This window comes from Acinetobacter sp. 10FS3-1 (assembly GCF_013343215.1).
Lineage (GTDB): Bacteria > Pseudomonadota > Gammaproteobacteria > Pseudomonadales > Moraxellaceae > Acinetobacter > Acinetobacter lwoffii_C.
The window spans coordinates 2,258,161-2,272,773 of record NZ_CP039143.1; the positions used below are offsets into that span (position 1 = coordinate 2,258,161).

Annotated in this window: 11 protein-coding genes and 8 tRNA genes; 6 read left to right on the top strand and 13 right to left on the bottom strand. The window is 45.8% G+C overall.

Annotated features, from left to right (window positions below; all coding sequences use genetic code 11):
- The first annotated feature begins 46 nt into the window (after nucleotides 1-46).
- On the top strand, nucleotides 47-1,255 hold the full coding sequence (chrA, locus tag E5Y90_RS10655) for a chromate efflux transporter (RefSeq protein ID WP_174660189.1): 1,209 nt from the start codon (nucleotides 47-49) through the stop codon (nucleotides 1,253-1,255).
- A 223-nt stretch (nucleotides 1,256-1,478) separates the two neighbouring features.
- Here the strand turns inward: chrA and gltS are convergent, their stop codons facing one another.
- Nucleotides 1,479-2,717 carry a sodium/glutamate symporter gene (gene gltS, locus E5Y90_RS10660; RefSeq protein WP_151204259.1) on the bottom strand — a complete coding sequence of 413 codons (1,239 nt, stop codon included), beginning with the start codon at nucleotides 2,715-2,717 and terminating at the stop codon, nucleotides 1,479-1,481.
- A gap of 886 nt (nucleotides 2,718-3,603) precedes the next feature.
- Between gltS and E5Y90_RS10665 the strand changes: the two genes are divergently transcribed.
- The gene (locus E5Y90_RS10665; RefSeq protein ID WP_174660190.1) at nucleotides 3,604-4,311 is read left to right on the top strand and encodes a nitroreductase; all 708 of its coding nucleotides are present in this window, start codon (nucleotides 3,604-3,606) and stop codon (nucleotides 4,309-4,311) included.
- Nucleotides 4,312-4,404: 93 nt separating this feature from the next.
- Here the strand turns inward: E5Y90_RS10665 and E5Y90_RS10670 are convergent, their stop codons facing one another.
- Nucleotides 4,405-5,595: a multidrug effflux MFS transporter gene (locus tag E5Y90_RS10670; RefSeq protein ID WP_174660191.1), complete on the bottom strand. Its 1,191-nt coding sequence runs from the start codon at nucleotides 5,593-5,595 to the stop codon at nucleotides 4,405-4,407.
- A gap of 143 nt (nucleotides 5,596-5,738) precedes the next feature.
- Between E5Y90_RS10670 and yccS the strand changes: the two genes are divergently transcribed.
- The 4 genes from yccS to E5Y90_RS10690 all read left to right on the top strand — a co-directional run bounded on the left by yccS (nucleotide 5,739) and on the right by E5Y90_RS10690 (nucleotide 11,665).
- Nucleotides 5,739-7,913: a YccS family putative transporter gene (yccS, locus tag E5Y90_RS10675; RefSeq protein ID WP_151204732.1), complete on the top strand. Its 2,175-nt coding sequence runs from the start codon at nucleotides 5,739-5,741 to the stop codon at nucleotides 7,911-7,913.
- 85 nt (nucleotides 7,914-7,998) lie between these two features.
- Nucleotides 7,999-8,559 carry a hypothetical protein gene (locus tag E5Y90_RS10680; RefSeq protein ID WP_151204731.1) on the top strand — a complete coding sequence of 187 codons (561 nt, stop codon included), beginning with the start codon at nucleotides 7,999-8,001 and terminating at the stop codon, nucleotides 8,557-8,559.
- A 179-nt stretch (nucleotides 8,560-8,738) separates the two neighbouring features.
- Nucleotides 8,739-11,285, top strand: a complete 2,547-nt coding sequence (locus tag E5Y90_RS10685; RefSeq protein WP_174660192.1) for a PepSY domain-containing protein — start codon at nucleotides 8,739-8,741, stop codon at nucleotides 11,283-11,285.
- 152 nt (nucleotides 11,286-11,437) lie between these two features.
- The gene (locus E5Y90_RS10690) at nucleotides 11,438-11,665 is read left to right on the top strand and encodes a hypothetical protein (RefSeq protein WP_174660193.1); all 228 of its coding nucleotides are present in this window, start codon (nucleotides 11,438-11,440) and stop codon (nucleotides 11,663-11,665) included.
- Nucleotides 11,666-11,718: 53 nt separating this feature from the next.
- Here the strand turns inward: E5Y90_RS10690 and E5Y90_RS10695 are convergent, their stop codons facing one another.
- The 11 genes from E5Y90_RS10695 to E5Y90_RS10745 form a co-directional block, all read right to left on the bottom strand.
- The gene (locus E5Y90_RS10695; RefSeq protein WP_174660194.1) at nucleotides 11,719-12,180 is read right to left on the bottom strand and encodes a DUF2750 domain-containing protein; all 462 of its coding nucleotides are present in this window, start codon (nucleotides 12,178-12,180) and stop codon (nucleotides 11,719-11,721) included.
- A 71-nt stretch (nucleotides 12,181-12,251) separates the two neighbouring features.
- Nucleotides 12,252-12,327 (bottom strand) — tRNA-Val (locus E5Y90_RS10700).
- 97 nt (nucleotides 12,328-12,424) lie between these two features.
- Nucleotides 12,425-12,501, bottom strand: a tRNA-Asp gene (locus tag E5Y90_RS10705).
- A gap of 12 nt (nucleotides 12,502-12,513) precedes the next feature.
- Nucleotides 12,514-12,589, bottom strand: a tRNA-Val gene (locus E5Y90_RS10710).
- A 70-nt stretch (nucleotides 12,590-12,659) separates the two neighbouring features.
- Nucleotides 12,660-12,736, bottom strand: a tRNA-Asp gene (locus tag E5Y90_RS10715).
- A 14-nt stretch (nucleotides 12,737-12,750) separates the two neighbouring features.
- A tRNA-Val gene (locus tag E5Y90_RS10720) sits at nucleotides 12,751-12,826 on the bottom strand.
- A gap of 21 nt (nucleotides 12,827-12,847) precedes the next feature.
- A tRNA-Asp gene (locus E5Y90_RS10725) sits at nucleotides 12,848-12,924 on the bottom strand.
- A 48-nt stretch (nucleotides 12,925-12,972) separates the two neighbouring features.
- Nucleotides 12,973-13,049 (bottom strand) — tRNA-Asp (locus E5Y90_RS10730).
- A 28-nt stretch (nucleotides 13,050-13,077) separates the two neighbouring features.
- Nucleotides 13,078-13,153, bottom strand: a tRNA-Val gene (locus E5Y90_RS10735).
- A 458-nt stretch (nucleotides 13,154-13,611) separates the two neighbouring features.
- Nucleotides 13,612-14,154, bottom strand: coding sequence for a cell wall-recycling L,D-carboxypeptidase ElsL (elsL, locus tag E5Y90_RS10740; protein WP_151204727.1), 543 nt, complete (start codon nucleotides 14,152-14,154; stop codon nucleotides 13,612-13,614).
- Nucleotides 14,151-14,588 (bottom strand): YbaN family protein, encoded by a 438-nt coding sequence (locus E5Y90_RS10745; protein WP_151204726.1) that lies wholly within the window; start codon nucleotides 14,586-14,588, stop codon nucleotides 14,151-14,153. Before E5Y90_RS10745 ends, elsL begins: the two co-directional genes overlap by 4 nt.
- Nucleotides 14,589-14,613 lie beyond the last annotated feature (25 nt).

A 14,613-nucleotide genomic window follows, 5' to 3' on the forward strand; every position in this document is an offset into this window, starting at 1 on the left:
CTGTCATACAGTTGGCTTAGCTTATCTATATTTTTGCAGCAACTGTATGACTCGACCTTCGTTATACCAGATTTTCCTGATTTTCCTACAACTTGGCTGTTTTTCCTTTGGCGGACCTGCTGCCCATCTGGTATTTTTTCACCGTAAATTTGTCATGCAGTTAAAGTGGATAGACGACCCGCTATATGGTCAGCTGGTAGCGCTGGCCCATCTGCTTCCGGGTCCAAGTAGCAGTCAGGTCGGTCTTTCCATTGGTTACCTACAGCGAGGTTATGCCGGCGCATTGATGGCCTGGCTGGGATTCACCCTTCCTTCTGCGATGCTCATGACAGGCATTGCACTGCTAGGACAGCATTATTTTTATATCTTAGATGCAAATAGCTTTCACACCCTGCAACTGGTGGTTTTCGCTGTGATCGCCTGGGCGTTCTGGCAGATGTTGAACAGTCTCTGTAAAACGGCCTGGCAATATGCCGTGGTGCTGATCTCGACCCTTTTGCTTGTGGTGATCAGCGTCAGTTTTAACCAGCTTTTAGTAATTCTGCTGGGAGCCATCAGTGGCCTGCTCATGGCCAAGTCTGGGCCAGCGTCTGCTCAACAGCCAAATGCAGAGCATGCTCCAGCTATTGATTCAGCATTTGCCAGAAAGTCTGCTGCACCTTATTGGCTGCTTATCTTTATCGCGCCCTTTTTCCTGCTTCCGCTTATTGTCCACTTCACTGAATGGAAAAGTCTGCAATTTTTCGCAGATTTCTATCAGACCGGTTCCTTGGTCTTTGGGGGAGGCCATGTGGTTTTACCATTGCTCTATCAGGATTTTGTGGCCACACATCTAGTTTCCGGGCCGTCATTTGACTTGGGTTATGCCTTTGCCCAGCTGATGCCCGGTCCCCTGTTCAGCTTTGCCAGCTATGTAGCTGCCTTGCTTCCATGGACAGCCTTTCCCTGGCTCAATGCCCTTCTTGCCACTTGTGCGATTTTTCTACCCTCGTTTTTGCTGGTCTTTGCCGCCCTGCCTTACTGGTCCTGGCTGATGCAACAACGCTATATTCAGCGGGCAGTTAGTGGCATCAATGCAGCTGTGGTGGGTTTGTTATTGTATTTATTGCTTGATCTGTCGCAGCGTTCTTTCAGCTCTTGGTCGGATCTGCTATTTGTCCTCCTCATGATTTTATTGCTTCGTTCCAAATTGCCGGTCTGGGCGAGCCTGATCAGCGGTTTTATCATCTATCAGGGCTATCTCCACTATTTTTAAATCTCTTTTCCTATTTCCAGCCAGTAAAAAAGCCCCGAACCAGTCGGGGCTTTTGCTTCCAAGTCTTAACAGCTCTTTAAATTGACTTAATCTTGGTATTCAGCAGAATAGCCATGCTGGAACAGTTCGCTATGTGCCTTGATTAACAAAATTGCAATCAGGTACATACTGGTCATTATTTCCATTAACCGATCTGCATTACCAAAGTTTTGTATACAAAGAATTATATAAAGAACTTTAGAATCATCTGAATGACCGTTGCATTGATCAGGTCAACAAAGAATGCACCACATAGCGGCACAATCAGGAACGCCTTATGCGATGGGCCATAGGTATTGGTGATCGCCTGCATGTTGGCTACCGCAGTCGGAGTCGCCCCCATACCAAAACCACAGTGACCGGCTGCCAGTACCGCAGCATCATAGTTTTTACCCATCACACGGAAGGTAATGAAACCTGCATATAAGGCCATGGTTAAGGTCTGCGCCCCCAGAATCACCATCAATGGTCCTGCAAGATCTGCCAGTTGCCAGAGTTTTAAAGAAAGCAATGCCATCGCCAGATAAAGCGACAAGGACGCATTTCCAAAAACATCAATCGCCCGGTCAAAGACCTGAACTTTAAAAATACCTTCCAGCACATTACGCAAAATCACGCCGCCTGCCAGCGCCCATACGAAAGTCGGCAGCTCGAATGCCGTCCCTCGGCTAAAACCGGTCATAAATTCTGCAAATGCCAGACAACCGGCAAACAGGCCTAGCGTTGTAATTGCGTTATCCGCGGTAATCAGACGTACCTGATGTGGATATTCAAATGGAATATATTCCGTAGAATTAATATCCATCGGGGTATTGTTGCGCTTTTCAATCTGCTGGTTGGTACGCTCAGTCGCCAGATTGTGACGGTTAATCAGAAGCCTGGCCAAAGGTCCACCAATGATTCCGCCAATAATCAGGCCAAAAGTCGCACTGGCCATTCCCAGTGCAAGCGCACCCTGAATACCGTGCTGAACTTCCAGAATTTCACCCCATGCTCCTGCTGTACCATGTCCCCCGGTCAAGGTAATTGAACCAGCAATCAGACCAATCAGCGGATCGATGCCCAGTAAAGTCGCCAGACTGATCCCTACGACGTTTTGTATCACAATGAATGTAGAAATCGCCATCAGGAAGATCACCAGCCCGATCCCGCCTTCACGTAGTTTGGAAAAGTTGGCGCTCAGACCGATTGAGGAGAAGAAAATTAGCATAAAACTGGTTTGCAATTGGGCACTTGTGGTAATGCTATAACCCCAGAATGTGTGTACCAGCAATGAGAGAATCGCTGCAACCAGACCACCTGCTACAGGCTCAGGAATGTTGTAACGTTTTAAAAATTCGATTTTATTGACCAGGAAACGTCCGAGTAACAGCACGATAGCTGCCGCGATCAAGGTATAAAATGCGTTAAAAGTAAAATCCATAATTTTTGCCCAAGATGATCTGGAGTTTTTTGTCGTTCTAAAAGTCACTTTATGTTGCAGTCTGCTTGCAACCTATGATGACTACGCCAGAAATGCCTCGAAGTCATCTCTCACTTTTAGAATCACAAAACGCTTAATCATCCCTTTCAAACTTATGAATATCATCATGATGATCATATTCAATAAATGAGAGATTTATAAAAGCGAAAAAACAGCCTGTCTTTCAACTTCATGCCTGCTCAAAACGAGCAGTTAATTATATGAAAGCTGATGAATCACTGTCATTTACTACCCAAAAATATTTTACATTTTTCTGAGCGCTTTCAACCTAATTGGCTTAAAACAAGCCGTTTGGAATAACTTTATTTTAAGTAGATCTTAGCCATGTAAAGCTGAATTTCTTCAAAGCACATGTATTCAGATGAAAAGTCGCACATTATGCTGTTTCTTTGTATAAAGTTTTATTATTTTTTATTAGAAATAGTTAAATCACCTATAAAAAATTATTATAAGTTATTATTTCTTATATAAAATTTAGCATTTATTAATTCAAATAAACTCTTAATCTCTACATTAAAATTTGATCTTCTGGCTACTTTAGTCGTCTACCATCTGGAACTTTCCAGGAGCTTAAAGGCCTCAAGAGATGCCTGTTATCACGCTTTCAGCCGCTTATAAGAGCTTGCAGCAGTTTATCCTGCATATTATGAGCCTAATATATCACTTAAAAAATCAGGAGATTTAGCTCTTGAAACAGGCATTTTAATTCCCCTCAGAATGAAAAAAAATTATAACAGCTCATCACGTTATTCACTTTGTACCCACCAAACTGTTTGTTTAGTTTATAGTCATTCAAAATCGTAAGGATATAAGATTGGATATCAAAATGGATCAAAACCTCGTTCGTGCAGTAGACCAAACCATTCGCTCACGTCATTCCGTGCGTGCTTTTTTAGATACTCCGGTCAGCACCGAGCTGCTCAAAGATATTTTAACCGTTGCGAGTCGTGCACCTTCAGGAACCAATATCCAGCCCTGGAAAGTGTATGTGCTGACAGGCAAAAAGCGGGATGAACTGGTACAACGGGTGTGTCAGGCGCAAATCGAATTACAGGCCAATCCTGCGCTAGCAGAACACTATGGCGAAACTTTTTCCTATTATCCGCAGCAATGGTTTTCGCCTTTTATAGAACGTCGTCGTGAAAATGGCTGGGGCTTATATGGCCTGCTCAACATTCAAAAAGGCGAAAAAGAGAAGATGGCTCGTCAACAGCTGCGAAATTATGAACTGTTTGATGCACCGGTAGGGCTCTTCTTTACTTTACATAAGGCGCTGGGCATCGGCTCTAAAATGGATGTTTCCATGATGATCCAAAATGTCATGATTGCCGCCAAAACGCGTGGCCTAGATACCTGTCCACAGGCTGCCTGGAATCCTTTTAATCAGCTTGTGCTGGAAGTGGTCGGTGCAGGACAAGAGGAAGAACTGATTTGTGGCATGGCGCTGGGTTATGCCGACCCTGATCATATTATCAATAGCTATATCACCCCGCGTGTTCCGGTAGAAGAATTCGCAGTATTTTTAAATCACTGATTAAGAAGTTTTACTTTACTCAAAAAGCCAGGGACAAAGCCCTTGGCTTTTTTTATACTCCACCGCTTTAATGCTTTCTTTAGGCTCGATTGCTCAGGCTAATTTAAACTGCATCCGTATTGCAATACAGACCAGCAAGGTCATCACCAAAGCCATATTCAATAATGCATTCCAGAGTAAAAAGTTGAGCAAAACCCCACCCAACAAGCCGCAGGTAAATTGCATACTGCCGATAATGGCACTGGCGGTGCCCGCTCGCGCGCCCTGTTCGGACATGGCCAGTGCCATCGCATTGGGACCGGTAAAACCCACTGCCGCCACGACCAAAAACAGGGCGACCAGAACGGGAATGACTGACTGAGTATCCAGCAGCCCCATAATGAGTAAAGCACTCACCCCAAGGGCTTGTAGCCACAGTCCTAGTTGAAGTCGTCCCCGTATCGTGAAACGTCCCACCAGATGTTTATTAAGCGCTGAAGATAACATGATACCCATCGCATTTACTCCAAATGCATAGGCAAACTGCTGTTCACTCAGCTGGTAACGGTCCATAAAAATAGCCGAAGAGGCACTGATATAACTAAACATGATGCCACCCGACAGACAGCCTACCAGCATTGGATGCCGGAAACTCTCATCCTGGAAAATGGCACGGTACAGACTTAATACCTGCTGAAAGTTCAGTTTCAGCTGCTGTTCCGGCTTTAGCGTTTCTTCAAACAGAAAATGTACGCAAGCCAGCATAAACAGGCCACTCATCATGAGGACCACAAAGATCATGTGCCAATCATAAAAAATTAAAACCCAAGCGCCCAAGCTGGGTGCAATAATCGGTGCGATGCTGGTCACAATCATCATGCTGGCAAAAGCTTGAGCGGCCGACTGCATATCCAGACGGTCACGAATCGCAGCACGCACCATGACCACACCTACACAGCCGCCTAAGGCCTGCAAAATCCGCGCTGCAATCAGGCTCCACTCATTCTGGGCAAAGATACACAACACGCTCGCCACAATATAAAGACAGAGCCCGAAATACAGTGGCGGCTTACGTCCAACCCGGTCACTGATCGGACCATAAATCAGCTGCCCAAGCGCCAGCCCCAGAAAATAGGCAGGTAAACTGTTAGCGACCATCTGGGTACTGACCCCAAAGTCAGCGGCCATTTCTGGCAAGGCAGACAGATACATATCAATGGATAAAGGCCCCAATGCAGTCAGCGAAGCCAATAAAATAATCCAGGACATACGATAAGGCTGCTGTACTGTATTGCTTGAGTTCATGATTTAAGATTTAACGCGATGAATGCAGACAAGTTAACACAGCACATAGTATGATTTATATGGAAATTAAATGTTATCGAGATCGCATTTTTACGCGAATATTCACTCTCCCCCACACCAGACCGAAGGATAAAGGATCACCGTTGAAATCTTGGCTTAATCATCTTAAACGCACCACTTATAATACGACCTTGATGTATAACCTGCGTATGCTGGTCGCGTTTATAGGCACAGCCTTTGTGCCCTATTTTATGGGGCAGCAATTAATGACTATTCCCCTCACCTTGGGAGTGGTAGCAGCTGGCTTAAGCGATATTGATGACCGCTTTTCGGTGCGCATCCTGAATCAACTGTATACCTATCTCGGTTTCTTTATAACCGCTGTTGGTGTGTATCTACTATTTCCTTATCCGATTCTGTTTGCGCTAGCTTTAATTGTCTCCTGTATAGCCCTGATTCTGCTCGGTTCACTGGGACGGCGTTATGCCACAATTTCGTATGGCTGTCTGGTGGTGTCCGTCTATTCCATGCTGGGCGTTGACCTGTTTGATGGCTGGTATGTGCAGGCCGGCTTATTGGTGATTGGGGCCATGTGGTATGGTCTGCTCTCCACCTTAAGCTTTCTCTTCTTTCCGGCGCATCGTGCGCAGGATAGTCTGGCCAAATGCTATGCCTCACTGGGTGACTTTCTATATGCCAAGTCCAATCTCTTTGATGTCGACATGACCCCGAACAGCTATCAGCAGAGTATCATTGAGCTATCTCTGGAAAATGGCAAACTCATTTCGATTTTTAATGAAATGAAAACAGTGCTGTTAACCCGCCTGAAAGGTGACCGTGGTCAGAAGGACACACGCCGCAGCCTGCAATACTATTTTGTCGCGCAGGATATTCATGAGCGGGCCGATTCGGCACATATTGACTACCAGAAACTGGCCAAGCTGTTTGAACACAGTGATGTGCTGTTTCGTTTTCAACGCATCCTGTCCCTTCAGGCCAAAGCCTGTAAGGACCTGGCGGACAGTATTCAGCTCCGCACCACCTATGTACATAACAAGCGCTTCAAACATGCCTTTGGCAATCTGAGACAGTCTCTGGAAAAGCTACGACAAGAACAGCAATATGATCAGGTCTGGGTAAATGCCTTATTTTCGCTCTATCAGAACCTGAAGTCGATTGATGCCCAGCTGCGTAATCTGGAAACTGAGCGTCATATCAAATTTGACCGGGCCAAGTATATTGACCACCAGCTGAAAGATGATGATCTTAAAGGCTGGGAGGATATTAAAATACGGATCAAGCAGCATCTGACCCCTGAATCCGTGCTGTTCCGGCATGCCATCCGCCTGTCGATTGTGCTGCTGATCAGTTATATCTTTGTGCAGCTAACCGATATTGAATATGGTTACTGGATTCTGCTGACGGCCCTGTTTGTCAGCCAACCTAACTTTAACGCCACCAAGCGCCGCTTACGTTTACGCATTATTGGGACGCTGGCCGGTATTACGCTGGGTTATGCGATTTTATATTTTGTACCTTCGGTAGAAGGACAGTTATTACTGCTGGTCATCAGTGGTATTTTATTCTTTGAATTACGCAGCAAACAGTATGCTCAGGCCACGGCCTTTATTACCATTTTGGCCCTGATTAACTTTAACCTGGATGGAATGGGCTTTGCCGCAGCCTTCCCGCGCATGATCGACACCCTGATTGGCTGTGCGATTGCCTGGTTTGGGGTGAGCTTTATCTTCCCCGACTGGAAATTCCGTCGTCTACCGCGCAGCATCAATCGTACCCTACAAGCCGAGTGTGATTATCTGGGCGAAGTAATTGAACAGTATAAGTCAGGACGCAATAATGGCCTGAAATATCGGGTGGTGCGCCGCGCTGCGCATAATACCGATGCCGAAGTGGCTTCGCTGATTTCGACTTTGGCTACTGAGCCCGACTTCGATCCGCAGCAAAAATCACTGGCTTTTGAGTTCTTATGCCTGAACCATACCTTTATCAGCTATATTGCGGCCTTGGGTGCGCATCGGGAAAAAATTCAGGATCAGGATATTTTGGACTTGCTCGACAAGGCGCTGATCGATATTCACGGTGCATTGCTGCATGATGAAATGCCGGATCTGAGTGCTCCCAAGATGCTGCTGGATATTCGTCAGCGCCTGTCCGACAATCGGGAAGATGACCAAAAGTCGTTGATCATCTTACAGCAACTGTCGCTGATCTTTAGTATTCTGAACCAGCTCAGTCAGTTAAAGCAAAGTTTAAGCCATGAGCACGATCAACAGGCTACCGAACTGGCTTCCCTATAATTTGACTGATTTTGGAACAATATACTCACTGAATGCATCCAATTAATGCTAAACTTTTTAAAGTTTTAAATCTGTTAATTTCATTATGACTGCGAAAAATTTATACGCTTATACCCTACAGCCTGTGAACTATGAAATTTCAGAAGCAGAGCAGCGCCATGCTCAGCTGACGATCTGGCGTAGCACCAATAAAATTGGCATGAAAGCCTGGCTGATCATGGGTGTTATTGTGGCCCTTTCCATTCTGGGTATTATTCTGCTCAAGAACTATTCGACTGTCTTCTGCTGGGTGGCGATTGTCTGTGTGGTGCTGTACTACCTGATTCGTACATTTGGCATGGAATGGTATGTCAAACGCAAGATGAATGAATTTCCGGTTCAGGAAATCAAAGGCATTCGTCTGGGCGTGCAACCGCATGGCCTCGTGATGCGCCAGAAAATGGGCATGCAAGAAGGTGTAGGTGCGATTGGCTGGAAAGATATTTACGAGTGGTATAACACTCCTGAATTTATCTTGGTCAATTTCAAGGTAAAGGGCCAACAAGGTGCTTATATTCTGCCAAAACGTATGGACAGCAAGAATTTCTCTTTTGCCACCATCCGCAAACATCTACAAGCTGAAGTGGGCGAGCCGAAGCAGATCTAAATAGAAGTGAAGCTCAAAAACCTCCTGCCCGGGCATGGAGGTTTTTTTACAATATTTTTTTATAAAAAATCACCTATATCGCAATATAAATGATAATGAGAATAAATATTATTTTCAAACTCTATAATTTCCAGCTATAATTTTCGTAATTTTGTATAAACCACTTTCATCTGACGCCCATGTTAAAAAAAATGTTTTTCCAAATCCACTGGTTTCTGGGGATTAGCGCTGGTTTGATCCTTTCTATCATGGGAGTCACTGGAGCTATTTATTCTTATGAACAACAAATCTTAAAATGGATAAATACTGACAGTTATGTGGTTCAGATACAAAATCAACCAAAACTAAGCCCCGCTGAGCTATATCTACGCTTCCAGCAAAACCAGCCTGAGGCCAAAATTAATAGCGTTACGGTGACCAGCGATCCGGCTGCATCTAGCACAGTGAATATCGCCAAAGAAGGTGCACGACGCGGCCAGAATATTATGCTGAACCCCTACACGGCCGAAGCCCTGCCTGAGCTTAAAGGCCGTGAGTTCTTCCAGTTTGTTCAGCAGTTACACCGCTATTTAACATTGGGTCCATTCGGCAAGCAAATTACCGGTGCCTGTACCCTGATGCTCATCTTCTTCGTACTGTCCGGCCTGTATTTGCGTTGGCCCAAACGCCACTCAATTAAACAGTGGTTCCTGGTTAAGCCGAAGTTAAAAGGCCGAAATTTTATCTGGGATTTACATGCCGTAGTTGGAACTTGGGTAGTTATTTTCTACCTGCTGCTCGCATGCACCGGCCTGTACTGGTCGTATGACTGGTGGCGTAATGGCATGTTTAAAGTATTAGGAGTCGAGCGTCCACAACCAACCATGCAGGCCAATGCCAATCCGGGTCGCAGTGGTAAAAATACTGAAAACACTCTGCCTCCAGAAACAACTGTGCAGATACTGGAGCAAAGCTGGATGGGTTTTAATACGGAATTCTCCGATAGATACTCGAGCGTGACGTTTACTCTTCCGAAAAAAGCCGATGGTAAAATAGAGTTGAGTTTCGTGGACCCGATCCCCCAGCATGAACGTGCGCGAAATACGGCAAGTTATCATTATTCTGATGCCAAGTTTTATGATGTCCAGCTCTATAAAGATAAAAAGTTAAATGAAAAAGTTATGAGCAGCATGTTGCCCGTCCACCGGGGGAGCTTCTTTGGTCCGGTCTACCAGTTCCTAGTCATGCTGGCAGCTTTAACAATGCCTCTATTCTTCGTGACTGGCTGGATGCTGTATCTGAAACGCCGTAAACAGAAGAAACTGACGTTGACTGCCCGTCAAAGTGCTACTGCCATTCCTTTAGATTCAAATACCACCCCCTGGCTGATTGCCTATGCTTCACAAACTGGTGTCTCCGAGCAGTTGGCCTGGCGTACTGCAACCGCCTTACAAGAAGCGCGTCAACCGGTTAAAGTTAAAACAGTACAGCAGTTAAGCCTGAGTGATCTGCAACAGGCTGAACAGGTGTTATTTGTTGCCAGCACCTATGGCACCGGCGAAGCACCGGATCTGGCTGCATCTTTTGAGAAAAAAATCCTGTCTACAAAAACCGATCTCAGTCATCTCAGTTATGCAGTTCTGGCACTCGGCTCCCAGGAGTATCCAGACACCTATTGCAGTTTTGGCCATCGTATTAATGCATGGCTGCAGCAGAATGCCGCCAGACCATTATTCCCGACCATTGAAGTGGATAATGCCAATCATGAGCATATCCAGCAGTGGAATCAGGCACTGGCACAGGTCACGCAACTGGAATTACAAGCCATGCGCATTGACAAGACTTTTGATTCATGGACTTTGCATCAACGTGAGCTGCTCAATCCGGGCAGTCTGGGTGCGCCAGCCTTTAGTATTGAACTGACTCCCGAGCATGAAGCCATCTGGCAGGCAGGTGATATTGCCGAGATCCAGCCAGGCAATAGTCCTGAGCGGATTCAGGCCTTCCTTAATGAACATCAGATTGCAGCTGGTACACAGGTCCCATCTCTGCAACAAAGCATTGAACAGGCGCTTTGGGATCGTGACCTGACTCAAGCCAAGCCTTTTGACTCTCTGGAGCAGCTACTTGAGCAATTACCTGTTCTGCCTACCCGGGAATATTCGATTGCCAGTATCCCCAGCCAGCAGGTTTTACGTTTAGTGGTTCGTCAACAAAGCGATGCCCTAGGCCGCTTTGGTCTGGGTTCAGGCTGGCTGACCGAGCATGCGCCGTTAAATACTTCAATTGCCTTACGTATCCGTAACAATGAATCCTTCCATCTGGTAGATGATAACCGTCCAATTATCTGTATTGGTAATGGTACTGGCATTGCCGGCCTACTCAGCCTGCTGAGCGCACGTAACCGTCAGGACTATACACAAAACTGGCTAATCTTCGGCGAGCGCCAGCGTGAACATGATTTCTTCTTTGCAGAAACGATTCAGGCATGGTTACAGATGGGCACACTGCAACGTCTGGATCTGGCCTTCTCTCGCGACCAGCCGGAAAAAGTCTATGTACATCATAAGCTGCGTGAACAGGCAGAAGAGCTAAAAACCTGGATTGCTCAGGGTGCAGTGATTTATGTATGCGGTAGCATTAATGGCATGGCCAGTGATGTTGATCAAGCCCTGATCGAGATTCTGGGAGAAAGTAGTGTCGATCAATTACGCCAGGATGGGCGTTATCGTCGTGATGTGTATTAAAACGATATAAAATCAAAAAAACCGGGCAAAGCTGCCCGGTTTTTTATTGCATACAGAGATGACAACTTAATCTGTTCTTAAACAATCAGGACATAAAAATTTCCAGTCAACTTAAACACAGCCTGAGCTTGATCCTTACTGTGCTACTGCTCATGAACGGGGTCTGGACAGCCCCTCCCACTTTAAAAAAATGTCTGGGGACTACAGCAGCATATGCTCAGCCATATCTGGATAACTTGATGATTATCACGGGCGGATTCGGTTTTCATACGCCACGCGCCCGTGCGATTGCCCAACATGAGAGCTATCAGCATGTTGTCATCAACCTCAGTGCCGCCATTCCTCTGTGTATTCGCTATCACTTCTGGTTAGGCAAATAGTTTGTGTTGATGAGTAGCTCTTCAATGGATATGAGGGTCTATTTAAATACATCCTAATGTAAACGGATCTGCCGCGGCAACGGCAGATCCAGATTTTTAAACAGTTCGGGTTTTTGTATATAGATCTGATAGAGATAATTTTTAATATCAAGCAGTAACTTTTCTGGCGCCACCAGAATATTTTGCCCTTCCGGAGTTAAATCCAGTGAAAGAATGGTCTTTTCCTGACGTAAAAAAGGAATGACTTTCTCAACAAAATCCTTGAGACTGATTTCCTGGACCTGATAATTGGCCCAGTTGTCTTTTATCAGCAGCCTGGCCAAACCCTTGCTTTGCCAGCTGGCAAAAGCCCGCTGTCCGGTCGGAGTCGCACAAAGTGCCCAGCCGTCTTGATAAAGTGCAAAAATGCCTGCATTGGCGACAATCGCTTCAATATACTGTTTATAGGCATATTTGGGATCGTAAGTAGAATTTTGGGTTTTTGAGGCGGCTTTGCGCTGATATGGATTTCTCATGGCCATGAAATCTTCAAATTATTATAGACTTTGAATTCTAGGGAATAATCAGATTTTAGGCAAGAAAGATATGGTGGGCGCTGACGGGATCGAACCGCCGACATTCTGCTTGTAAGGCAGACGCTCTACCAACTGAGCTAAGCGCCCTGAGGAATAAAATAGCAGGACTATTTTATGACGCAAGACCAACAAGTCTTGGTATGAATATCTTAAACTCAGGAATTTAAGCAGAATGATCTTAGGATGGCGCAGCGGACGGGGCTCGAACCCGCGACCCCCGGCGTGACAGGCCGGTATTCTAACCAACTGAACTACCGCTGCATCGTAAGAATCTGGTGGGCGCTGACGGGATCGAACCGCCGACATTCTGCTTGTAAGGCAGACGCTCTACCAACTGAGCTAAGCGCCCTGATAAAGAGTGTCAATCTTTAGTTTTATTAAATTTAAGCTCAGGGACCTAAATCTAATCTCTCTTGAGATGGCGCAGCGGACGGGGCTCGAACCCGCGACCCCCGGCGTGACAGGCCGGTATTCTAACCAACTGAACTACCGCTGCATCGCAAAAGAATCTGGTGGGCGCTGACGGGATCGAACCGCCGACATTCTGCTTGTAAGGCAGACGCTCTACCAACTGAGCTAAGCGCCCTCAAAAGGTCAATCATGTAAATGGCGCAGCGGACGGGGCTCGAACCCGCGACCCCCGGCGTGACAGGCCGGTATTCTAACCAACTGAACTACCGCTGCACTTACACAATGTCACTATTGCGGCAAACGAATATCAAGATCTTAAAGTGGCGCAGCGGACGGGGCTCGAACCCGCGACCCCCGGCGTGACAGGCCGGTATTCTAACCAACTGAACTACCGCTGCACTATAAGGTCTCAACGTGAAAGAAGCTTGGTGGGCGCTGACGGGATCGAACCGCCGACATTCTGCTTGTAAGGCAGACGCTCTACCAACTGAGCTAAGCGCCCTTTCTAAACGTCTTCATCGTTTGATGAGGTGCATTATAGAGAATCCTCACAGACTGTCAAACGCTTTTCTGACTGTTTTCCACTTTTTCAGTGTGAGTGATTAAAAAATAGGTTAATTGTTAAAAAAAACAACACTTTTTGTTTATTTTTTAAGTTTATAGCAAATTTCAAGTGCTTTCTGTGAGCAGCGATCTGCACTTTTTCAGCTCTTAAATGAAAATTTAGGCCAGCACTTACCGAAAACGTCAAGACTGCTGAAAGATTATACAGGGCCTCAAAACTCTTCAGGTGGTAATCCTGTAATTCAAACATTTTCAGTCTTTCTAGAGTTTTAATATTTTATGATCCAGTACTGTCGCTAACTTTCCTTTCCCTATATTTCCTTCAGATCATCCAGCAGTGAATTTAACACTCAGGACTTATTCACCTGGTGAAAATAAGTGATATTTCATCTGATTTTATTCATTCATCTGTCTTACTTTTAAAGATTCAGGTTCAATCTCCAGCGGCTGTTCCGAAAGATAGACCAGTGCGTCTTCATTCACCAGACGAAACAGCTCTGCTATATCTGCATTGCGCATCCGGATACAGCCATGTGACCTCGGCGTACCCATTGGTTCTGAATCTGGTGTGCCATGAATATAGATATAACGCTGATAGGTATCGCAGCCTTCGCCCTGATTAAAGCCGGCTTCCAGACCACAAAGCCACAAAATACGGCTTAAAATCCAGTCCCGCTCAGGAAACTGGGCTGCCAGCTCAGCATCATAAATCTCACCCGTGGCCTGACGGGCAATAAATACACTGTTTAAAGGCATTTCCTGACCAAATTTTTCTGCCACCTTATGCCAGCCACGCGGGGTCTTGCCACTATTTTCAGTTTCACCTATCCCGTTTTTTCCACTTGAAATCAGATAGCTCTTATTAAAGCGCGGCAAATGCAGTTTTTGCTGGGCTAAATCAATCAGAATTTCGGCCTGAGCCAGCTGTAAGTTATTCATGACTTATCATTCTCGGTCTTTTTCTTGATTAAAGAAGATACTGAGGTGGCGATCTGCTCATGTTGCTGGTTCTCTGCCAGGGGTTCAGGACGGCGCCATAACCAAATAGCCACAATCAGCAAGATGATATCAGTAAAGATTTTGACAGCGACAGGGGCTGGGGTCACCAGCATAATGATTCCACTGATCAGCATCATGATACTGGCCAACCATTTGGCCTTACGAGGCACCGTACCATTGGCTCGCCAGGCGCTAAGCGTAGGCCCATATTTTGGATGGTTAAGTAGCCATTCATCCATCTGTGGCCAACCTTTAGAAGCCGCCCAGGCAGCCAGAATTAAAAAGACTGTTGTTGGCATACCCGGCAAAAATGCACCGATAAAACCTAGGATCACAAACACCACCACTAGGCTTCGCCAAAACAACATTTTCATAAATCAGTCCCAACCCCGGAATTAG